The following is a 20397-nucleotide window of genomic DNA, read 5'->3' on the forward strand; positions in this document are numbered from 1 at the left end:
AGTAGCCCTAGATTTAATTTTATTAGGTTTTCTTGATATATGAAAAATTTTAGTAGTCGTTTAAGTTACTTGTCTTGGTTTATTTTAGTTAATGGCATATTACTTGCACTTATTGGGTTGAGGTACTTTCATTGGATGTCTTGGCCTGAAAGCAATTTAGGGTGGGTGTATTTTATTACAACCCTACCATCACATTACTGGCTTTTATCTTTTATTGCAATATTGCCTTTGTTTTTGATAGCAACTATACCAGCACCACGATTGCTTTTATTAATATCTTCTTTGTTTTTGTCACTGTTTTCAACTTTGTTATTTATTGATACCTTGGTTTTCGATCAGTATAGATTTCATATAAGTTATTTTGTTATTGATTTGATGATAAATGATACTGATGGTCAGATTATTTCTTTTTCATGGGATATGTGGGTTCTGTTATTTTCTGGTTTGTTAATATCTTTTATGGTCTCCCTTTTTATATGCCTTTTGATTTTTCGTTATCTAGCTGGTCGAAAAAGTAAATATTTTCATATACTACTAGCAGTTTGTTTACTTAGCAGTCATTTTTTGCATGCCTTTTCTGATGCTAACAGTATTCATGATGTGACAAGCCAAGCACGTTTTTATCCATTAATGCACGCAACTACTGCTCAGAGATTTATGCTTAAGCATAATCTAGTTGACAAAGAAAAACTTAAGAATTCAAGAGTTAGTGTAACTAAAAATACTGGAGATTTAGTCTATCCAAAATCGCCGCTAGAGTGTAAAAAACCTGAACAGCCCAAGAATATCCTAGTTGTTGTAATAGACTCATGGAGAGCAGATGCTTTTTCCGATGAAATAACACCTAGTATCTTTGATATTTCAAAAAATAATGCTATTTCATTTAACAAACATTTTAGTGGTAGCAACAGTACACGCGGTGGCATATTTTCACTTTTTTATGGTGTGCCTCCAACTTATTGGCACTCATTTTTAAACAATGGAATTCCCAGCCCTCTTATAACTGAGTTACAAAACCAGAATTATGAAATTGGCGTATTTTCTAGCGCTCATCTTCGTAAACCTGAGTTTGATCGAACAGTTTTTGCAACTGTAAATAACCTAAGAACTGAGTCAATAGGCAACTCTCCCTCGGAACGAGATATCAACTTAACGGATGATTGGTTGGTCTGGTTAGCGACACAGCAAGATAATGTTACTAACGAACCTTTTTTTGGTTTTTTGTTTTATGATGCACCGCACGGTTATGACTATCCAAAAGAATATCCTGAAGTTTTTCAGCCTGTATGGGAAAAAGTAAACTATTTTCAGCTTAATCAAGAGTTTGAACCTACACCATTTATAAACCGTTATTTGAACTCAGTAAATTTTGTTGATTCTCAAATAGATAGAGTTATTAAAGATTTAGAAAAAAGAGGGTTGCTTGATAATACTTTGCTAGTTATTACTGGAGATCATGGTCAAGAGTTTAATGACTTAGGTATGAATTACTGGGGACATAATAGTAACTTTTCTAGCTGGCAGTTATCTGTTCCATTTATTCTTTATGATTCTGATTTAGGCTCAAAAAGTATAGAGTCTATGACTACCCACTATGATGTACTTCCTATGCTTTTTTCAAACTATATGGGCTGTATTAATAAGACAAGTGACTATAGTGTTGGGCATAATAGTCTAAAAGAAGAGGAGCGTAATAGTGCGTTTTGGTTTATCGCTGCTAGTTATTCAGATTATGCATTTATTAATGATGATCGCATTGTAACGGTAGATGAGTTTGGTCGCTCTATAATTCGAGATAATAATTATCAATCTTTAGCAAAAGAAAATTTTCCCTCATGGGTCTTAGAAGCAATGAAACAACTTTCCTTTTACTTTAAAAGTGAAAAAAAATGATAGTCTAAAGTCTCTTGGCTTGGTTTATTTTCTTAGGTATTTATTTAGTGGTTTTTATGAGGTTTCTATGTCGGTAACACCTGTGTCAAGTTCTTCTTTCCGCTTTCTCCGCAGCGAAGCCGTAGCTTCGTTAAATTTAGAAGTGCAAGAGTACGAGCATATTCAAACCGGTGCTAAGCATTTCCACTTGGCGGCGGCGCAGGAAGAGAAGGTGTTTTTGGTAGCGTTTCGTACTATGCCGCAAGACTCGTCCGGCGTGGCGCATATTTTAGAGCACACGGCTTTATGTGGTAGCGAGCGTTTTCCGGTACGTGATCCGTTTTTTATGATGACTCGTCGTTCGTTAAATACCTTTATGAATGCTTTTACTAGCAGTGATTGGACGGCTTACCCTTTTGCCAGCTTGAACCCAAAAGATTTTGATAACCTGTTGGATGTGTATTTAGATGCGGCGTTTTTCTCACGTTTAGACCCGATGGATTTTGCCCAAGAAGGCCACCGTGTTGAATTTGCAGAGCCAAATAATCCTGAATCGGACTTGGTTTACAAGGGTGTGGTATTTAATGAAATGAAGGGTGCGATGAGTTCGCCCACTTCTACGCTTTGGCAAACCTTTACTAAATATTTATTTCCTGAAACCACTTATCACCATAATTCCGGTGGTGAGCCTGCTTCCATACCTGATTTAACCTATGAGCAGTTGCGTGAGTTTTATGCCAGCCATTATCACCCCAGCAATGCGGTGTTTATGACTTTTGGTGATTTAGATGTGGCGGCTTTGCAAGAAAAAATTCACCAGCAGGCGTTAAGCAATTTTGAGCGCAGCGATATCGAGCTGAAGGTGCCGGATGAAAAGCGTTATTTTGCGCCGGTGCGGGTGGAAGAGGCTTATGCGCTAGACCAAGAAGATTTGTCTAAGCAAACCCACCATGTTTTGGGTTGGTTATTGCCGCGTTCGATTGATGTCGATGCCTTGATGAAGGCGCATTTATTAGAGCGGGTGTTGTTGGATAATTCCAGTTCACCCTTATTAGCGGCTTTGGAATCGAGCACTTTAGGTACTGGTCCTTCGCCCTTGTGTGGTTTGGAAGATTCTAACCGTGAAATGAGTTTTGTCTGTGGTTTGGAAGGCAGTGAGCCGGAAGATGCCGCAGCGGTTGAACAGTTAATTTTAGATACTTTGCAAAAGGTGGCTGATGAAGGCGTTGACCCTCGAAGCGTAGCGGCGCAGTTGCATCAGTTGGAATTAAGCCAGCGTGAAATTACTGGCGATGGTATGCCGTTTGGTTTGCAGTTAATTTTGGCCGGTATGTCAGCGGCAATTCACCGTGGCGACCCTGTTTCGGTATTGAATATTGACCCTGCCTTAGCAAAGTTGCGTGAAGCGGTTAAAGATGCGGACTTTATTCCTAATTTAATTCGTGAATGATTGTTAGATAACCCACACCGTGTACGACTAACTTTGCGCCCCGATAACCAGTTAACCGCTAAAAAAGATGCGGCTGAAGCGGCACGTTTAGCGGCAATGAAAGCAGAACTAACGGCGGAACAAAAGCAGGCAATTGTTGAGCAGGCCAAAGCTTTAGAAGCCCGTCAGCAGCAGGTGGATGACGATAGTTTATTACCTAAAGTAACCCTGCAAGACGTGCCTTTAGAAATGCACCTACCAACCGCTGAAGCTGTGGCTGCTGGCAAGGTAAAAGGCCAGTGGTTTACTGCCGGCACGAATGGCTTGGTGTATTTGCAGGCGGTGTTAGATTTGCCGCAACTGAATGAAGCTGAACAGCAGTTAATGCCTTTATTTGCCCACTGCATGACTGAATTAGGTTGTGCCGAGCGGGATTACCGAGCCAACCAAGCTTTACAAAGTGAAGTGTCGGGTGGTTTAAGTGCTTCCTTTACGGTGCGTGGCGCTAAAGAAGACGAGCAACAGGTTAGCGGCTACTTGGTATTATCGGGTAAAGCTTTGGCGGTGAATCAACAGGCTTTACAAGCTTTAATGGCTGAAACGCTAGAAAAAGCCCGTTTTGATGAATTGCCCCGCATTGCAGAAATTGTTGCCCAGCGTAGTTCACGTTTAGCTAATTCTATTACTGGGCGAGGCCATGCCTTAGCCATGCAAGCTGCGGCTGCTAAATTTAGCCCAGTGGCTAATTTTACCCAGCAAACTTCGGGCTTAGTGGCAATTCAAACTGCTAAAGCACTTGCACAAGAAATTAAAGCTGAAGGTGATAAGGCTGCTGCAAACACAGTGCTAGCAGATTTGTCGGCTCGTTTAGTGGTTTTGCATAATAAAATTAAACAAGCGCCTAGGCAGTTTTTGCTAGTGGCAGAAGCTGACCATCAGCAAGCTATGTTAGATGCCTTACAAACCCACTGGGCAAGTTTACCCGTGGCAACGACTTGGCAAGCTTTGCAGTTACCCAAAACTCGTGAGCCTGTAAAGCAATTATGGCTAACCAGTACGCAGGTTAATTTCTGTGCCTTAGCTTTCCCAACCGTTCCCGGTGGTCATGCTGATGCAGCCGCTTTAACTGTGTTGGGTGATTATTTGCGTAATGGCTTTTTACACCGTGCGATTCGTGAACAGGGCGGTGCTTATGGCGCTGGTGCTGGGCAGGATAACGGCGATGCAGTATTCCGTTTCTTCTCTTACCGTGACCCTAGAGTAGAAGGCACGCTTGCAGATTTTTATGCTTCTTTAACTTGGTTGCAGGAACAGCCGGTAGACCAACAAAAGCTAGAAGAAGCCATTTTAGGCGTGGTGTCTTCAATAGACAAACCTGGTTCACCGGCAGGCGATGCAAGGTCTACCTTCTTCTCTAGCTTGTTTGGCCGCACACCCGAAAGCCGTAAAGCCTTCCGAGCCAGTATTTTAGCCGTAACGGGCGAAGACTTATTGCGAGTTGCCGCTGCTTACCTAAAACCAGAATTAGCCAGTGTGGCCGTGATAACCAACGCCAAAACAGCAGAAAGCTTAGATGCAAGTTATGAAAGGCTAGAGGTGTAGTTTCAGAGCTTGTGTGGCAGGTATTAGTTTTTCAGGGCGCTGTAAATACGTCCCTGTAAGCTCAACATCTGCATCCCTGCAGATGAAGCCTGAAAAACTAACAACCTGCCTGCCTGCTTGTAAGCTCAACATCTGCATCCCTGCAGATGAAGCCTGAAAAACTAATAGCCTGCCTGCCTGCTTGTAAGCTCAGCATCTGCATCCCTTTAGATGAAGTTTAAAATTAATAATCTACTTGTATATTGGTAAATAAACATATCAGTTGTCAGTTGACAACTGGGGGGCATGCAAGAATAATGACTCGTCCACGCCATTCAAAGAAAGAGGTTGAAGAGGCTATCCGGTATGCAGAGCAAAATAACTGGAGAGTCGAGGTGGGTGGTTCTCATGCTTGGGGAAAAATGTACTGTCCTATAAATGATAAAGATTGCCGTTGTGGTGAGTTTTGTATTACCTCGATTAACAGCACACCAAGAAATGCTGTTACGCATGCAAAGCAAATACGGCGTGTTGTAGATAAATGCAAGCACCAACAATCCACTCGTGAAGAGGGGTAGTTATGACTAAAGAATATGAGTTTACTTTAAAATACAAGTTACCTGGCCAAGAGTATGATGCAGATAAGCTAGCCGCTGAGCTTTATGAAAATGGCTGTGATGATGCACTTATTGGTATAGGTGTTGCTGGAAAAATAGCTTTAGAGTTTGTGCGCGAAGCCACTAGTGCTGAAGTAGCAATTCTAAGCGCCCATCAGGATGTCTTAAATTTATTGCCAGAAGCTACGCTAATAGAAGCCATGCCAGATTATGTAGGCTTAACCGATATAGCTGAGATAGTAGCTGTTTCACGCCAACAAGTGCGCAAACTTTATGAGAATAACGCTGGTTTTCCAGCGCCTTTACATGAAGGTAAAAGTGGTCTTTGGCATCTTGCTGAAACATTAAATTGGATAGAACAAAATAAAAGCTACAGTTTTGATCCATTGGTTATGGAGGTGGCTAAAATAAATCTAGAATTAAATTTAGCTAGCCGAGCAAAACCAAGTTCTACAAAGCTAATCAGCAATTACACTAGTAACAGCCAAGTGATAAAAGAGTATCTAGTTACTACTAGTGCTACTTTTTCTGCTAAACAAGCTTTATCAAGTACGGCAGAGGTTGCCTGATGAAATTTCAATTGGTCAAAACGCTGGCAAAAGAGCTTTCAATACATAGTTCTAATTCTACTCAGCTAGTAGTCAACACAGGGTTAATAATTGATTCTTTTAAAGTCAGTGTTCGTTCATCTGAAGTTAAAGAATCACAGGGTTTTGCTGTCTGTTTTCAAATTAAGTTAACTGCAAGTCTAGATGTTAACTTAGTAATAAGCTGCGAATATTGGGCTTTTTTTGAAGGTGAAGAACCTTTATCTAAAGAGTTTCTTGAAGGATCTTTTGCCAGCATTAATGCACCAGCAATTGCTTACCCTTATCTAAGAAGCTTTATTACTAATACTTTGGTAGGTGCTGGTTATCCAGCTTTATATCTACCAACAGTAAACTTTGTTGAGCTAAATGAAAACAATTCTAAAAATAAATAAAGCAATAGCTTTTAATCAAACCCTGCTGCCTTAAACACCGCTTTCCCTTTAGCCCCATGAACAAACCGCCAGAAGGTTTTCACTTCTTCTCTAGCATTACCCGCATTGGTTAGTGCTATGCCATGTACGATAGCACCATGGTGGTCTGCTCTTAGTTTTAATACTTCCCTCCGTTGACTTACCCCACCCTGCACTAAACGATTCCAAGGTAAAAACCCCATAGGAATTTCATTTTCTTGTATTTGTGCAAAAAGGTCTTGAAAAGCTGTCATGGTGGTTAAGCGGCTCTTTACTTTTTTATCCAGCTCATTACGCTCAAGCACTTCTAAGGCGGCTCGGTGGTAAACACTGCCTTCTGGCATTAAACCTATCGCACCGTTTTGTAGGCTAATCACGCTGGTACTGCGTACCGTTTCTCTTGGCGCCCAAAGCCCTAACCGACCTAGGGCAAGCACTTGCACCTGAGATGCCGCTTTGCGGTTATACAAGCTTTGCACATAGTCCATTTCTGCGCTAATGACTAGGTCGAAAGTATAGCCATCATCTAGCAGGTTAGAATGGTCATCACCCTTGCCCTGATGAATTCGAAACGGGCTAGGGTGTTCTAGCTGAAAATTGTCGATTACCTGATTAAGCACCCAGTAAAGATCAGGGTCAACGTGAATTCTAATGAGGTTAGGGTCTTCATCTTTATTGCGGCTTTCTTTGCTTTCAGGTACATAGCCTTGGAAATTAAACTGACTCATGGGCAGCTTAGACTCAGATCGCAAGGTGTTGGCCCAAGCGGGTAAGGCTAAGAGTAAAGCAATAAGAAGGCTGCTTAAAATTCTAAATCCGTTAGTCATCTATTTATACTTTTGTCTGTTCTAATAAAGGCTAGTAATCTTACCGTTTGAAATACGCTTTGCCTATCGCTCTTTTGTTGTAGGGCTGTTAATCTGCCAGCCTTTTAATAGATAAATGTAAAATGGATTACCAAGACCCCTAATGAGAACTCCTAAGCCCCTGCCGCTAAGTAAACTGTACAAAGCTTGCCGTGTGAGCGATTTTAGTTTTGAAACGACTCAGACTATTCCACCCTTAGATACCTTTATTGGTCAAAAACGTGCTGAAGAAGCCTTGTGTTTTGCTACAGCCATTAACCGTAAGGGTTATAGCATTTTTGCGGTAGGGCACGATGGTTTAGGTAAACGAACCATGGTGCGGCGCTTTTTAGAGCAGCGGGCAGCCAAAATGGAAGCGCCTTCTGATTGGATGTACCTGCACGATTTTGTAAACCCACGCAAACCTTGGGCAGTACGCTTGCCCTGTGGTTTGGGGCAGGTTTTTAAAGCCGATTTACAGGCATTTATTTTAGATTTAAAACAGTCGATCCCCGCCGCTTTTGATAACGAAGGCTTTTTTGAGCGGGCTGAAAAAATTAAAGACTATTATTCTGAACAACAGTCAGATGCTTTAAAAAAGCTAGCCCTAGAAGCCGAGCCTTTGCAATTAAAGCTGGTGCTGCAGTCCCCAGGCGGTTATATGTTTGTGCCTGCAAATGAAGAAGGTCAGCCGATGGAGGCCGATACTTTTGCGGCTTTAGATGATGAACAGCGCAAAGCTTTTCGTGAAGCCATTGAGCAGATGGAAAAGAAACTGCGGGTTTTACTACGTCACCTAGCCCAGCTAGAAAAACAAAGCCGCTTAGAACAACAGGCATTAAACGAAGAAGTAACTAATGATGCCTTGGGTGATGACCTGCAAGAGTTATTAACTAAGTATGCTGAGTTTCCACGCATTGAAGCTTATCTAAAAGCAATGCATAAAGATTTGTTAGATAATCTGGCTATTTTTTTAGACCTAGACGAAGACGATGAAGATGCCATAGCAAGCGTGTCACCGGATAAACGCATTCCAACCCGCTATCAGGTGAATTTGGTGATTAGCCATGCAACCAGTGACCATGCGCCTGTTATTGAAGAAGCCTTGCCGACCCATAACAATATTGTGGGTCATATAGAAAATGTCACCTATCAGGGAACAGTTGCCACAGATTTCTCGTTAATTCGCCCGGGTGCTTTGCATCGTGCCAATGGTGGTTTTTTATTATTGAATGCAGAGCGTATTTTAAGCCAACCCTATGCTTGGGATGGTTTAAAACTAGCACTACGTACTGGTAGCTTGCGAATTGATACGTTAGAGCGCCAGTTGTCGGTTTCAGGCAGTGTGTCTTTAGAGCCAGAGCCTATTCCACTAAGTTGTACCGTGGCTTTATTGGGTGATTACGATGTATTAAATGCCTTGCAGGAACAAGACCCTGAGTTTATGGAGCTGTTTAAGGTGGTAGCCGAGTTTGAAACTGAAATGCCACGCAGTGTACCTAACCAGCGTTTATACACTCGCTTGGTATCAAGCATGGTTGCTAGCGAAAACCTTTTACCCGTTAGTAAGCAGGGTGTAATGCGTATGATTGAAGAAGCATCACGCATGGCTGAGCATCAGGGCAAAATTTCTTTGAATGCTGCTGAATTAAGCCATTTATTGCGTGAAGCCGATTATATTGCTACCCGTCAACTTAAACCCTGCATTGAAGTCGATGATGTGCGTGAAGCCTTACAAGCCCGTCGTCGCCGTGGTGGTCGCTACCCAGAGCAAATGCTGGAGTCGATTACTGAAGACTTCATTATGATTAGCAGCAGTGGTCAGCAGGTAGGGCAGGTGAATGGTTTAACTGTGGTAGGTGGGCATGATTTTTACCACGGCCAGCCCTCACGCATTACCGCTCGGGTACACTATGGCAATGGTGAAGTGCTAGATATAGAGCGCAGTGTGCACCTAGGTGGTTCTATGCACTCTAAAGGTGTGATGATTCTAACTGGCTTCTTATGTGGCTTATTTGGCTCGGAAGACAGCCTACCCTTAGATGCTAGCCTGGTGTTTGAGCAGTCTTATGCAGGTGTTGATGGTGATTCGGCTTCTTTGGCTGAATTGGTTTGTTTGTTGTCAGCTATGGCCGAAGTGCCAGTTAAACAAAGCCTTGCGGTAACAGGTTCGATTAACCAGTTGGGTGAAGTACAACCCATCGGTGGTGTGAATGAAAAAATTGAAGGTTTTTTTGAAGTTTGCCAAGCACGTGGCTTAACCGGTGAACAGGGGGTGATTATTCCCCAGCAGAATGTGATGCAACTCATGTTGCGCGAAGAAGTATTGGAAGCAGTCAAGCAAAAGCAGTTTCATATTTGGGCGGTAAGCCAAGTAGAAGAAGCCGTACAGCTATTGCTAGGTTTGCCCGCTAAAAAGGTTTATGAAAAAATAACGGATCGCTTGGATCGTTTGCGTGAAAAAGACAATGATGATGACGAAGAAGATTCGAAAGATGCTAAAGAAAAAGATATTAAAGAAAAAGACACTAAAAGTGAGCCAGTAAAGAAATGATTGATGCAAAATTATTACGAACAGAATTGGATGCTGTAGCAGCCAGCTTAGCCAAGCGTGGTTTTGAGCTAGATAAAGCCGCTTTTATCGCCCTAGAAGAAAAACGCAAAAACCTACAAGTGCAAACTGAAAGCCTGCAAGCCGAGCGTAATGCCAGTGCCAAAAACATTGGTAAAGCCAAAGCTGCCGGTGAAGACATTCAACCCTTGTTGGCTGCCGTGGCTGACTTGGGTGAAAAACTGGATGCTGCCAAAGCTGAATTAAGCCAAGTACAAACCCGCTATCAAGATTTAATTGCTAATTTACCTAACTTGCCGCATGAGTCAGTACCGGTGGGTAAAGATGAAGACGATAACTTGGAAGTGCGGCGTTGGGGTGAACAGCCAAGTTTTGCTTTTGAAATTAAAGACCATGTGGATTTAGGCGAAAAAAGCGGCCTGTTAGATTTTGAAACTGCGGCCAAGTTAACCGGTGCAAGATTCAATCTAATGCGCGGTGGTATTGCGCGTTTACACCGAGCGCTGGCACAGTTTATGTTGAATACGCAGGTTGATGAACATGGCTATGAAGAGTGCAATGTGCCCTTAATCGTTAACCAAGACAGCTTGTTTGGTACGGGGCAGTTGCCTAAGTTTTCTGAAGACTTGTTTAAACTGCATGCCGACCATGAGTATTACTTAATTCCAACGGCTGAAGTGCCGCTAACCAATATTGCCCGTGATGGCATTCTTGCTGCGGATCAGTTGCCGGTTAAGTTAACCGCTTTAAGTGCCTGTTTTCGTTCTGAAGCGGGCGCTTATGGTAAAGATACTCGTGGCATGATTCGCCAGCACCAGTTTGAAAAAGTAGAAATGGTGCAGTTGGTTCATCCAGCCACTTCTTATGCTGCTTTAGAAGAAATGGTCGGCCATGCAGAAACTATTCTACAAAAGCTAGGCCTTCCCTACCGAGTAATTACCCTTTGTACCGGTGATATGGGCTTTGGTGCCAGCAAAACTTATGACCTAGAAGTATGGATACCTAGCCAAAACACCTATCGAGAAATCTCTTCAGTGTCTAACTGTGAAGACTTCCAAGCCAGACGTATGCAAGCCCGTTTTAGAAACCCAGAAACCAATAAACCAGAGCTTCTACATACCTTAAACGGCTCAGGCTTGGCCGTGGGTCGCTGTTTAGTAGCAGTGATGGAAAACTACCAGCAGGAAGATGGCCGGATAAAAGTACCTGAAGTGCTCAAAGGGTATATGGGTGGGTTGGAGTACGTTTAGGCTATTGATTCTTTCTTGTCTGTCAATTGGCAATTACCTAGCTTTGCTGTAAGAATAAGTAAAGTGAATATCAAAAAAAGTAGGGGGGAAACACTATGCAAACTGAATCTTTATTCAAAGAAGCACTTCTCCTTTCTCCAGTTGATAGGGTAAAGCTGATGGATTTATTGATAGATAGTTTTCAGCATGATGAGGCATCTTCAAAACATGAATTTGTTTGGGCCGAACATGCTGAAAATATCTGCACAGAAATTGATAAGAATAGAGTCAAGCTTCATTCTTTGGGAAGTGTGTTATCCGAGCTTAATAAATGAAAATCTTTGTTTCTGAATATGCTCGCCAGAGCTTGATAGAGACAAAACACTATTACAATGATGAAAGAGCAGGCTTAGGTTACGAGTTTGTACAAGAGTTTATGGCTACATTGGAGCGTATTCAAGCCCAGCCAGAAGCTTGGACACCCTTATCTAAAAGAACACGTCGCTGCTTGATGAAACGCTTTTCTTACTCAGTTATTTTTAGAGTAGTTAAAGAGCAACAGCAAATACAAGTTATTAAAGTTATTGCTGCGTTTTTATGACCCCAGCCAAGGGCGTATTCTGCTAGATGGTATTGATTTACGTGCGTTACAGCCGAGCGATTTACGCCGCTGCATGGCGTTAGTCGCGCAAGAGCCAGTTTTGTTTACCGGCACAGCAGAAGAAAATATTCGTTATGGTCGCCCAGATGCTTCGGATGAAGAAGTTCTACAAGTAGCTGAGCAGGCGCAAGCTTTGGAATTTATTCAAAAATTACCTGAGGGAATGCAAACCTATTTAGGGCCAGGTGGTGTGCAGTTGTCGGGTGGGCAAAGGCAGCGTTTAGCCATAGCTAGGGCTTTATTACGTGACCCGCAAGTTTTGCTGTTAGATGAAGCCACTAGCGCTTTAGATGCGGCTAGCGAGCAACAAGTACAGTTGGCTTTAGATAAGCTAATGTTAAACCGCACTTCTTTGGTGATAGCGCACCGGCTTTCGACCATAGTATCAGCCGATAGAATTTTACTTATCGACCAAGGGCAGTTAGTGGCTTCAGGTACGCACGAAGAATTACTAGAAAGTTCAGCGCTTTATCTTAAATTAGCAAGATTGCAGTTTAGAGATTAGTTTTAAACCATGCTTAAGGTTTGTGCTATAACCACACCCACAAAAAGTAGGTTGGTGATGAGCGAGCATTTTACGATAACCGGTAGCATAGGCGCTATTTGTGCGGGTTTAGAAGTTTTCCACACGGCTTTACCGTGTTGAATAACTACCACTAAGCTAAGCAAAAATGGCAGGCTTATCCAAAGGGGTTTGTCTTGGCTAAGTAGGTAGCTGCCAAAAGCTAAGATAGCCCCAGCAAGCAGTACAAAGTGGTATTTCTTGGCTTTTTCTTGTCCTAGACGCACGGCAACTGTGTACTTTCCGCATTCTGCGTCATTTTCAATATCCCGCATATTATTAACATTTAATACGGCTACCGCCATTAGACCGCAGCCGATGCTGGGGAGTATTAAGCTAAAATCTAGCTTACCCGTTTGTAGAAAACAGCTGCCAAGCACACCTAATAAACCAAAAAATATAAATACGGATAAATCGCCTAGCCCAACGTAGCCATAGGGGCGATTACCGACGGTATAGGCAATGGCTGCGGTAATGGCCAGCACACCAAGCAATAAAAAAATTAGAATGCTTTCTAAGGAATCTAGGGCGTAAAAAATAAGCGCCAACCCTGCGAGTAGGGTGAGTAATACATTAATAATAATCGCGTTACGCATAGCAGTTAGGTTAATTTTGCCAGTCTGTAGGGCGCGAATAGGACCAAGGCGTTGGGCATTGTCGGTGCCTTTTACGGCATCGCCATAGTCGTTGGCTAGGTTAGATAAAATTTGCAGTAACGTAGCGGTAATTAAGGATAAAAAAGTAATTGTCCAAGAAAACTGGCCACTAGCAAAAGCTAAGGCACTACCGGTTAGGATGGAAACTAAAGCTAGGGGAAGGGTTTTGGGGCGGCTAGCACTAAGCCAGATAGTTACGGAGTTTTTCATGCCAAGTCCTTTAGGTAAGAAAAGCATTATACACCAGCTACTGTTTTTTTCCTGAATATTAGGTGGGAGCTTAAATAACTTAAGTTAGCCACGAACTTAAAGTTCGTGGCTAAAGTACTTTTGACTTAGTTATTAATCAGCTTACGCAATACATAGTGGAGTATGCCGCCGTGGCGGTAGTAATCCAGTTCATTGCCGGTATCAATACGGCAAAGGGTATTGATCGTTTCTTGGCTGCCATCTTTGCGGGTTAGTTGAACTTGCAGGGTTTGTCCTGCTTCCAGCTGGTTTAGTCCACTAATACTAAAACTTTCTGTGCCATCAAGTTTTAGGGTTTGGCGGTTTTGTCCGTTAGTAAACTCTAGGGGTAATACGCCCATACCCACTAGGTTAGAACGGTGAATACGCTCGTAGGATTCAGCAATTACTGCACGCACTCCTAAAAGTAGTGTGCCTTTAGCTGCCCAGTCACGTGATGAGCCTGTACCATATTCTTTACCTGCTACTACCACTAGAGGGCGATCTTCTGCTGTGTAGCGCATAGCTGCATCGTAAATGGCTAGTTGCTCACCGGAGGGGTAATGACGTGTTTCACCACCTTCAACGCCTTCTAGCATTTCGTTTTTAATACGCACATTGGCAAAAGTGCCGCGCATCATCACTTCATGGTTACCGCGTCTTGAACCATAGCTATTAAAGTCGGCTATTCCTATGCCTAATTCTTGTAGGTAGCGCCCCGCAGGGCTAGAGGGTTTAATCGCACCAGCCGGTGAAATATGGTCAGTTGTTACTGAGTCACCCAAAATAGCGAGTAAGGCTGCGTTGTCTATATCTTTTATAGGCGCAGGTTCACGGGTTAAGCCTGCAAAGAAGGGTGGGTGCTTAATGTAGCTAGAGTCTGGCCAGGTGTAGGTTTTTTCTTGAGGTATTTGAATTGCTTGCCAACTTGCATCGCCATCGAATACAGCAGCGTATTCTTCTCGGTACATTTTACTGGTTACAGAAGTGGTTGCTTGAGCAATTTCAGCATTGCTAGGCCAAATATCTTTTAAATAAATGGCTTTACCGTCTGGGTTGTAGCCAAGCGGTTCTTGGGTAAGGTCGATAGTAATATCGCCAGCTAGAGCATAGGCAACTACCAGCGGTGGCGAGGCTAGCCAGTTGGTTTTTACAAGTGGGTGAATGCGCCCTTCAAAGTTACGGTTGCCAGATAACACGGCGGCTACTGTTAGCCGTTGCTCTACTATGGCTTTTTCTATTTTAGGATTCAGTGGTCCTGAATTGCCTATACAGGTGGTGCAACCATAACCCACCAGATTAAAACCCAGTTGGTCTAGGTAGGTATCAAGTCCTGCTGCTGCTAGGTAGCTGGTCACTACTTTGGAACCTGGCGCTAGGGAAGTTTTTACCCAAGGCTTAGTTTTTAAGCCTAGCTCGACTGCTTTTTTAGCCACTAAACCTGCCGCCAGCATTACACTGGGGTTGGAGGTGTTAGTACAGGAGGTAATGGCAGCAATGACAAGAGCGCCATGATCTAGGTCTGAGCCGGTGGATAGCTGGTTGCCACCTTCTGCCTGGAGGTCTTTTTCTGCACTGCTGACTGGAATTTGTTTGCTAAGTAGCTGTTGGAAGGTGTTTTTAATTTGGCTAAGTGGCACTCGGTCTTGGGGGCGTTTTGGTCCTGCAAGACTGGGTTCTACGCTAGTTAAGTTAAGTTCTAAACTGCTACTAAAGCTAGGTTCTTGCTCTGGGTTATGCCATAAACCTTGGATTTTACAGTAGCTTTCTACGCGATCAATAACGGCTTGATCTCTTCCGGTTAGTTTCAAATAATCTAGCGTGATTTGATCTACTGGGAAGAAACCACAGGTTGCACCGTATTCGGGTGCCATATTGGCAAGGGTGGCACGGTCGGCTAGGGGTAGTTCGGCTAAGCCTGGGCCATAAAATTCTACAAACTTACCTACCACACCGGCTTGGCGCAGCATTTGAGTCACGGTTAATACTAGGTCAGTGGCGGTAATGCCTTCGGCTAGCTTGCCAACCAGTTTAAAACCCACAACTTCGGGTAGCAGCATGGAAATAGGCTGGCCTAGCATGGCAGCTTCGGCCTCTATACCGCCCACGCCCCAACCGAGTACACCTAAACCATTAATCATGGTGGTGTGTGAATCGGTACCGACTAGGGTGTCTGGGTAAATTAGGGTTAGGTCACCAACTTTTTGGCTCCAAACGCTTTCTGCTAGGTATTCTAAATTAACCTGGTGGCAAATACCGGTACCCGGGGGAACTACCTTAAAGTTATTAAAGGCTTGTTGTCCCCAGCGTAGAAAGGTATAGCGTTCACCATTACGTTGCATTTCTATAGCAACATTCTTGGCAAAAGCTTCATCGTTGGCGTATTCATCAACCATGACTGAGTGGTCAATAACCAAGTCAACAGAGGTAAGCGGGTTAATTTTTTCTGGGTCATCACCTAGTTCTGCTACAGCAGCACGCATGGCGGCTAAGTCAACTACACCAGGCACACCAGTAAAATCTTGCATTAATACCCTTGCAGGGCGAAAAGCAATTTCAAGTTTTTTGCCATCCACTAAATTTTGTATGTCTTGTTGAGTGATGGTTTTGCCGTCTTCAAATCTGAGTAGGTTTTCTAAAAGAATTTTAATTGAAATGGGCAGATGGTCTAACTGGCCGTAGGTTTTGGCAGCTTCGACTAGGCTAAAATAACCGTAGGCTTGTTGACCTACTTGTAATGTTTTAAAGCTCTTGGCATTAAGATTCATAAAGTTTGCTCCTAGTAATTAAGGATAGACGTGCCTTTCAGTCTAGCTTAGTTGGCACAGAATAGGTGGATGTTTTGTTGACCTAGACTTCTACTCGAAGGATAATGTTTGAAACACCTGTTTAACTTGGAGTAGGCATGGCACAGTCCGATACCGTTGTTCGAATTCTTGATACCGCTGAGGCGCTTTTTGCTGAGAAGGGGTTTGCTGAAACCTCTCTGCGGGTTATTACTAGTCGTGCTAAGGTTAATTTGGCAGCGGTTAATTATCACTTTGGTTCTAAAAAGGCGCTTATTCAAGCCGTTTTTGCACGTTATTTAGACCCGTTTTGTGAAGAATTCAATAAGGAATTGGCTAGCTTAGAAAAAAAATCGGAGGTGACGCTAGAAGAGCTGCTAGAAGTTTTAGCGCGTTGCACTGTAAGTGTGCCAGCTACCAAAGGTAGTTTATCGGTATTTATGCGCTTATTAGGTTTGGCCTATACGCAAGCCCAGGGTCACATGCGCCGCTACCTTCAAGAACATTACGGGCAAACCTTTTTACGCTTTACTAACTTATTAAAATTAAGCTCTGCCGATTTGCCTGATGCAGAGCGTTTTTGGCGCATTCATTTTATGTTAGGCGCGGTGGTTTTTACCATGTCTTCTTTAGATGCCTTACGAGACATAGCTTTAAGTGACTACAATGAAAAAACACGCATTGCTGATTTAGTTGCCCGTTTGCTGCCAGTAGTAACTGCAGCCATGCAAGCGCCAGTTCCTGAGCAGCCAGAGTTGGTACACTAGTCAGTTATGTCCGTTAGTTATTTACCTAGCTCTGAATGGTTAAAAGTCGATATTGCTAAGCAAACTTTAAGCTGGATGTCAGCTAAAAATGAATTGCTAAATGCTTGGCCTGTTGCTACTGGTCTAGCGGGTGCGGGCGAGCTAGAAGGTAGTGGTTGTACGCCACGTGGTTGGCATAGGATTAGAGCAAAAATAGGTGCAGGTGAAGATGCAAGGGCGGTGTTCCGAGGTCGTCGTCCAACGGGTGAAATTTGGTCAGCTGAGTTAAGTGCTCAGTTTCCTGAAAGGGATTGGATTCTAGGTCGAATTTTATGGCTGTGTGGCGAAGAAACGGGTTTTAATCGGGGTGGGAGAGTAGATACCCAGCGGCGCTTTATTTATTTGCATGGCGTACCTGATTCTAAACCCATGGGTGTGCCTACTTCAGCTGGTTGTGTGAATTTGTTGCCAGAGGCCATGTTAGAAGTTTTTGACTTGGTGCCAGTTGGCACCAAGGTTTTAATTGGCTAGTTTATTGTTTGTTAACACTTAAAGGCACTAACCTGCTGGCGCATTCTTTCTAGTTGGTTGCCCAATTCATTGGTTGCAGAAGTCGCTTGGTCTGCCATGGCATTTACTTTCAACCCTTCTTGCGATAGTTCTTGTAGCTTGTAATGCACTTCTTCAACGGCAGTTAGCTGGGCTTGGGTGCTTTGGGCTATATCAGAATTCATATCAAAGACTAGGGTTAAATGCTCAGTCATTACGCCTAGCTCATGGCGTGTTTCACTAAGGCTAGCAAGGCTTCCTTGGCTACTTTTAGAGCTGATTTCCATTTGTTCGGCTACCTGCCCACTGGCTGTGCGTAGGTTGTCGATCATTTTTTGAATTTCAGATGTAGAGCTTTGGGTACGCTGGGCTAGCTGGCGTACTTCATCAGCAACCACGGCAAAGCCTCGGCCATGTTCACCCGCACGGGCGGCCTCTATAGCGGCGTTAAGTGCTAAGAGGTTGGTTTGTTCAGAAATGCCACGAATAACATCTAAGACATGCAAAATATCGTCGCTATGTTTAAGTAGGCCATCTATCCGACTGCGAGCTGTAGTCATTTCTTCTTCTAGCTTGGCTAGGGCTTTATGGCTGCTGTCAAGGCGGTCTTCAGCTTCAACAAGAATGGTGCGGCCTTGGTCTGAATGTTGACCTGCTTCCATTGCTTTATCTGATATTTGCGAAACACTTTGGGTAATGCTTTGCATCACCTGTTCGATAGCTTCTACTGAGCGTTGTTGGTGATGGAAGGAGTCGGTGGCTAGCTGGGCACCCGCTTGTAGTTGCTCAGCAAGTTCATCGGTTTCTTTGGTGGCCTGCATAACTTCGCGTAGGGTGCTGCTAATGCGTTCCATTAATTGATTAAGCTGCGAGGCTAGGTCACCAATTTCTGCTTGGTCTGAGGTTTTAAAGCGTGTTTGTAAATCTAGCGAGCTGGCAGTGGTACGAATTTGTCTGCCTAAATCGGCTAGGGGTTTAATCATTAAGCGAGTCATAAGAAAAAGAATAGCCATTCCCGCCAGTATTAAGAGACTACCTAAACCGAGTGCAACCCACTGGTTTTTACGTATTTGGCTTTGTATTTCGGCTACAGGCATTTGAGCAATTAAAAAACGCTGTAGGCTAGGTATCCATAAAGAACCAACAAAGTGTTCTTCACCATCCCAATTGGCACGCAAAATTAATGTTTGTCCCCCAGTGTTACTGAGTAAGGCTGGGGCTTTTTCTAACTGGCTGATATTAAGTTTACCGGCTAGCGCTGGGTCGGGGTGAACATCGGCTAGGCCCTTGGGTAGTACAAGCATTACTCGGCCTTGCTCACCTATGCGGTATTGACTGATGCTATTTGAAATAGCAGCCATATCTATGGCACCACCAGCAACAACGAGAGGCTGACCTTGGCTATTTTTAGCCTTGCTACTGTAGTTAACAAAAATACGTAATGCATCGCCACCAAAGGCATTGGTGTCTAAATTAAGTTCGTAGGGTTGGTTGGTTTTTAGGTAGTTAAAGAACCAGCTATCATCTGAGTTGCTGCTGGTCATACTACGCCAGTTTAGCTGGTCATTTTCGTAATGATGATAACGTGTATCTTGAAAGTTATTTGTGGCAATAAAAACGCCTGAAGCGCCAGTAGATAGACGTACTTGAGCCATTAGCTGAGCAATTTGCTCTAGTTCATTTTCAGGTGTGCCGCGTTTTACCCAGTCGAGTAGGCTTGGGTTTTGGGCTAGGGCTTCTGAACCCGCTAATGCGGTATTAAGTTCGGCTTGAATACCGTTAACAACAGAATGAAGCGCGGTGGGAAGTTCGTGTTTTTCTAAGCGTTCTAGCTGGTCCTTTTCAGCCAGGTAAGACTGTAAAAATATAACTAGAATTAAAGCAGTTAGAAAAATAAAGGCTGAACCGAAAAAGAGTCTGGTTGGTAAAGAAAGGCGATTCCAAAACATGTGAGTTTATTCCTTGGTTTCTTATAGTTACCCTGTAAATTGCAAGGGTAACTATAAGTTTAAAACATTTTATAACCAAGAAAAATAACTACAATATGCGTTGTAACCAGCCGTGTTTATCTTCTGCTTTACCCCATTGAATGGCATTTAAAGTCTCGCGTAGTTTAACCACAGTTTTACCTATACCGCCGTTACCCACTGGGTATTCTTTGCCGTTATGAATCAGTGTACCAACGGGGGTAAGAACAGCAGCAGTACCCGATAAAGCGGCTTCACAACCCGGTTTAGCTGCTCTTTCTAGAAGTTCAGTTACGCTTAGCTGGCGTTCAGAGACAGTCATACCCAAGTCTTTAGCTAGAGTAAGAATAGTGTCGCGAGTTACGCCGTGTAGGAAGCTTTCATCTAGGGCTTTGGTAATAATTTCGTTGCCATCAATTAGTAGAAAGTTAGCTGCACCGGTTTCTTGTACGTCGCCATTAGGGCAGAAAAGCACTTGATCGGCTTGTACTTCTTGCTTGGCTTTTAAAATGGGTTGTAAGGCACTGGCGTAGTTACCACCACTTTTAATCATGCCCATGTGGGGTGCACAACGCATACCGTTTTCTTCTAGCAACAAGCGCAAAGCTTGGTCGCCACCTGCAAAGTAATCACCCACGGGGCTAACCAAAACGTAGAAGCAGGAGGTGACTGAAGGCGCTGCTGCTTTACCTACCGCCGCCTCAGTACCGATATGGGTGGGGCGAATGTAGAGTGAGCCGGGGGGGGCAGGAACTTCATCAGCAAAGCGGGCAACGGTTTGCCTAATCATGTCTGCTGCTTTAGCAATATCGAGTTCTGGCAAAGCAAGTAGGCGGGTGCTTTGTGCCATACGTGCTAGGTTTTTATCCATGCGAAAAACATTGACGGAACCATCTTCGTGGCGAAAAGCTTTTAAGCCTTCAAAGCAGGTGCTTGAGTAGTGAAGCACATGCGCACCTGGGTGAAGGGTAAGGCGATCGCTGGGTACCATTTCTACTGGACTCCAACTTTTACCATCGAACCAAGTAATTGCCATTTCAGGCATAAAAACCGTACCAAATGCAGTTGCCATGCTGTGTGTTCCTTAAAAATTTGGA

General features: G+C 43.6%; 18 protein-coding genes. 13 read left to right on the forward strand and 5 right to left on the reverse strand.

Annotation, left to right across the window (positions count from 1 at the left end; all coding sequences use genetic code 11):
• Nucleotides 1–39 precede the first annotated feature (39 nt).
• The 6 genes from H571_RS15275 (at nucleotide 40) to H571_RS15655 (ending at nucleotide 6481) form a co-directional block, all read left to right on the forward strand.
• Complete coding sequence (locus H571_RS15275; RefSeq protein WP_051168347.1) at nucleotides 40–1893, forward strand: DUF3413 domain-containing protein; 1854 nt, start codon at nucleotides 40–42, stop codon at nucleotides 1891–1893.
• Between the two features lie 67 nt (nucleotides 1894–1960).
• Nucleotides 1961–3322: an insulinase family protein gene (locus H571_RS16265; protein WP_342664349.1), complete on the forward strand. Its 1362-nt coding sequence runs from the start codon at nucleotides 1961–1963 to the stop codon at nucleotides 3320–3322.
• Nucleotides 3323–4903 (forward strand): insulinase family protein, encoded by a 1581-nt coding sequence (locus H571_RS16270; protein ID WP_342664350.1) that lies wholly within the window; start codon nucleotides 3323–3325, stop codon nucleotides 4901–4903.
• Between the two features lie 296 nt (nucleotides 4904–5199).
• The gene (locus tag H571_RS0113185) at nucleotides 5200–5460 is read left to right on the forward strand and encodes a hypothetical protein (protein WP_027849716.1); all 261 of its coding nucleotides are present in this window, start codon (nucleotides 5200–5202) and stop codon (nucleotides 5458–5460) included.
• Between the two features lie 2 nt (nucleotides 5461–5462).
• Nucleotides 5463–6068, forward strand: coding sequence for a helix-turn-helix transcriptional regulator (locus H571_RS15285; protein WP_245562353.1), 606 nt, complete (start codon nucleotides 5463–5465; stop codon nucleotides 6066–6068).
• Nucleotides 6068–6481, forward strand: coding sequence for a protein-export chaperone SecB (locus tag H571_RS15655; protein ID WP_051168348.1), 414 nt, complete (start codon nucleotides 6068–6070; stop codon nucleotides 6479–6481). The genes H571_RS15285 and H571_RS15655 overlap by 1 nt, the downstream gene beginning before the upstream one ends.
• 11 nt (nucleotides 6482–6492) lie before the next feature.
• Here H571_RS15655 and H571_RS0113200 read toward each other — a convergent pair whose 3' ends face one another.
• Complete coding sequence (locus H571_RS0113200) at nucleotides 6493–7326, reverse strand: substrate-binding domain-containing protein (RefSeq protein ID WP_027849717.1); 834 nt, start codon at nucleotides 7324–7326, stop codon at nucleotides 6493–6495.
• Nucleotides 7327–7519: 193 nt separating this feature from the next.
• On the opposite strand from H571_RS0113200, the gene H571_RS15295 reads away from it, so the two are divergent.
• From H571_RS15295 to H571_RS0113225, 5 genes are all read left to right on the forward strand, one after another.
• Nucleotides 7520–9898 (forward strand): Lon protease family protein, encoded by a 2379-nt coding sequence (locus H571_RS15295; RefSeq protein ID WP_169445780.1) that lies wholly within the window; start codon nucleotides 7520–7522, stop codon nucleotides 9896–9898.
• On the forward strand, nucleotides 9895–11166 hold the full coding sequence (gene serS / locus H571_RS0113210) for a serine--tRNA ligase (protein WP_027849718.1): 1272 nt from the start codon (nucleotides 9895–9897) through the stop codon (nucleotides 11164–11166). The genes H571_RS15295 and serS overlap by 4 nt, the downstream gene beginning before the upstream one ends.
• Before the next feature lie 95 nt (nucleotides 11167–11261).
• Complete coding sequence (locus H571_RS0113215; protein ID WP_027849719.1) at nucleotides 11262–11480, forward strand: hypothetical protein; 219 nt, start codon at nucleotides 11262–11264, stop codon at nucleotides 11478–11480.
• Nucleotides 11477–11746, forward strand: a complete 270-nt coding sequence (locus H571_RS0113220; RefSeq protein WP_027849720.1) for a type II toxin-antitoxin system RelE/ParE family toxin — start codon at nucleotides 11477–11479, stop codon at nucleotides 11744–11746. Before H571_RS0113215 ends, H571_RS0113220 begins: the two co-directional genes overlap by 4 nt.
• The gene (locus tag H571_RS0113225) at nucleotides 11730–12311 is read left to right on the forward strand and encodes an ATP-binding cassette domain-containing protein (protein ID WP_027849721.1); all 582 of its coding nucleotides are present in this window, start codon (nucleotides 11730–11732) and stop codon (nucleotides 12309–12311) included. The genes H571_RS0113220 and H571_RS0113225 overlap by 17 nt, the downstream gene beginning before the upstream one ends.
• 2 nt (nucleotides 12312–12313) lie before the next feature.
• Here the strand turns inward: H571_RS0113225 and H571_RS0113230 are convergent, their stop codons facing one another.
• A complete protein-coding gene (locus H571_RS0113230) occupies nucleotides 12314–13234 on the reverse strand; it encodes a 1,4-dihydroxy-2-naphthoate polyprenyltransferase (RefSeq protein WP_027849722.1) in 921 nt (306 codons plus the stop codon).
• A gap of 125 nt (nucleotides 13235–13359) precedes the next feature.
• A complete protein-coding gene (gene acnA, locus H571_RS0113235) occupies nucleotides 13360–16020 on the reverse strand; it encodes an aconitate hydratase AcnA (protein ID WP_027849723.1) in 2661 nt (886 codons plus the stop codon).
• A 137-nt stretch (nucleotides 16021–16157) separates the two neighbouring features.
• Here acnA and H571_RS0113240 point away from each other — a divergent pair, with 137 nt between their 5' ends.
• Together H571_RS0113240 and H571_RS0113245 are read left to right on the forward strand one after the other, a co-directional pair.
• Entirely contained in the window at nucleotides 16158–16805 is a 648-nt protein-coding gene (locus H571_RS0113240) for a TetR/AcrR family transcriptional regulator (RefSeq protein WP_027849724.1), read from the forward strand.
• A gap of 6 nt (nucleotides 16806–16811) precedes the next feature.
• Entirely contained in the window at nucleotides 16812–17315 is a 504-nt protein-coding gene (locus H571_RS0113245; RefSeq protein WP_027849725.1) for a L,D-transpeptidase, read from the forward strand.
• A gap of 11 nt (nucleotides 17316–17326) precedes the next feature.
• Here the strand turns inward: H571_RS0113245 and H571_RS0113250 are convergent, their stop codons facing one another.
• Together H571_RS0113250 and H571_RS0113255 are read right to left on the reverse strand one after the other, a co-directional pair.
• Nucleotides 17327–19282 (reverse strand): methyl-accepting chemotaxis protein, encoded by a 1956-nt coding sequence (locus tag H571_RS0113250; RefSeq protein WP_027849726.1) that lies wholly within the window; start codon nucleotides 19280–19282, stop codon nucleotides 17327–17329.
• Between the two features lie 88 nt (nucleotides 19283–19370).
• Nucleotides 19371–20372, reverse strand: coding sequence for a branched-chain amino acid aminotransferase (locus tag H571_RS0113255; protein WP_027849727.1), 1002 nt, complete (start codon nucleotides 20370–20372; stop codon nucleotides 19371–19373).
• Between the last annotated feature and the right edge of the window lie 25 nt (nucleotides 20373–20397).

This window comes from Marinospirillum minutulum DSM 6287, assembly GCF_000422325.1.
In the GTDB taxonomy this organism is placed as follows: Bacteria; Pseudomonadota; Gammaproteobacteria; order Pseudomonadales; family Halomonadaceae; genus Marinospirillum; species Marinospirillum minutulum.

What these genes read in the sequence shown, in the direction of transcription:
- H571_RS0113250 (WP_027849726.1), bottom strand. Translation starts at nt 19,282, where the DNA reads ATGTTTTGGAATCGCCTTTCTTTACCAACCAGACTCTTTTTCGGTTCA.
- H571_RS0113255 (WP_027849727.1), bottom strand. Translation starts at nt 20,372, where the DNA reads ATGGCAACTGCATTTGGTACGGTTTTTATGCCTGAAATGGCAATTACT.
- H571_RS15275 (WP_051168347.1), top strand. Translation starts at nt 40, where the DNA reads ATGAAAAATTTTAGTAGTCGTTTAAGTTACTTGTCTTGGTTTATTTTA.
- serS (WP_027849718.1), top strand. Translation starts at nt 9,895, where the DNA reads ATGATTGATGCAAAATTATTACGAACAGAATTGGATGCTGTAGCAGCC.
- acnA (WP_027849723.1), bottom strand. Translation starts at nt 16,020, where the DNA reads ATGAATCTTAATGCCAAGAGCTTTAAAACATTACAAGTAGGTCAACAA.
- H571_RS0113230 (WP_027849722.1), bottom strand. Translation starts at nt 13,234, where the DNA reads ATGAAAAACTCCGTAACTATCTGGCTTAGTGCTAGCCGCCCCAAAACC.
- H571_RS0113215 (WP_027849719.1), top strand. Translation starts at nt 11,262, where the DNA reads ATGCAAACTGAATCTTTATTCAAAGAAGCACTTCTCCTTTCTCCAGTT.
- H571_RS0113245 (WP_027849725.1), top strand. Translation starts at nt 16,812, where the DNA reads ATGTCCGTTAGTTATTTACCTAGCTCTGAATGGTTAAAAGTCGATATT.
- H571_RS0113240 (WP_027849724.1), top strand. Translation starts at nt 16,158, where the DNA reads ATGGCACAGTCCGATACCGTTGTTCGAATTCTTGATACCGCTGAGGCG.
- H571_RS15285 (WP_245562353.1), top strand. Translation starts at nt 5,463, where the DNA reads ATGACTAAAGAATATGAGTTTACTTTAAAATACAAGTTACCTGGCCAA.
- H571_RS0113220 (WP_027849720.1), top strand. Translation starts at nt 11,477, where the DNA reads ATGAAAATCTTTGTTTCTGAATATGCTCGCCAGAGCTTGATAGAGACA.
- H571_RS0113185 (WP_027849716.1), top strand. Translation starts at nt 5,200, where the DNA reads ATGACTCGTCCACGCCATTCAAAGAAAGAGGTTGAAGAGGCTATCCGG.
- H571_RS0113200 (WP_027849717.1), bottom strand. Translation starts at nt 7,326, where the DNA reads ATGACTAACGGATTTAGAATTTTAAGCAGCCTTCTTATTGCTTTACTC.
- H571_RS15655 (WP_051168348.1), top strand. Translation starts at nt 6,068, where the DNA reads ATGAAATTTCAATTGGTCAAAACGCTGGCAAAAGAGCTTTCAATACAT.
- H571_RS16265 (WP_342664349.1), top strand. Translation starts at nt 1,961, where the DNA reads ATGTCGGTAACACCTGTGTCAAGTTCTTCTTTCCGCTTTCTCCGCAGC.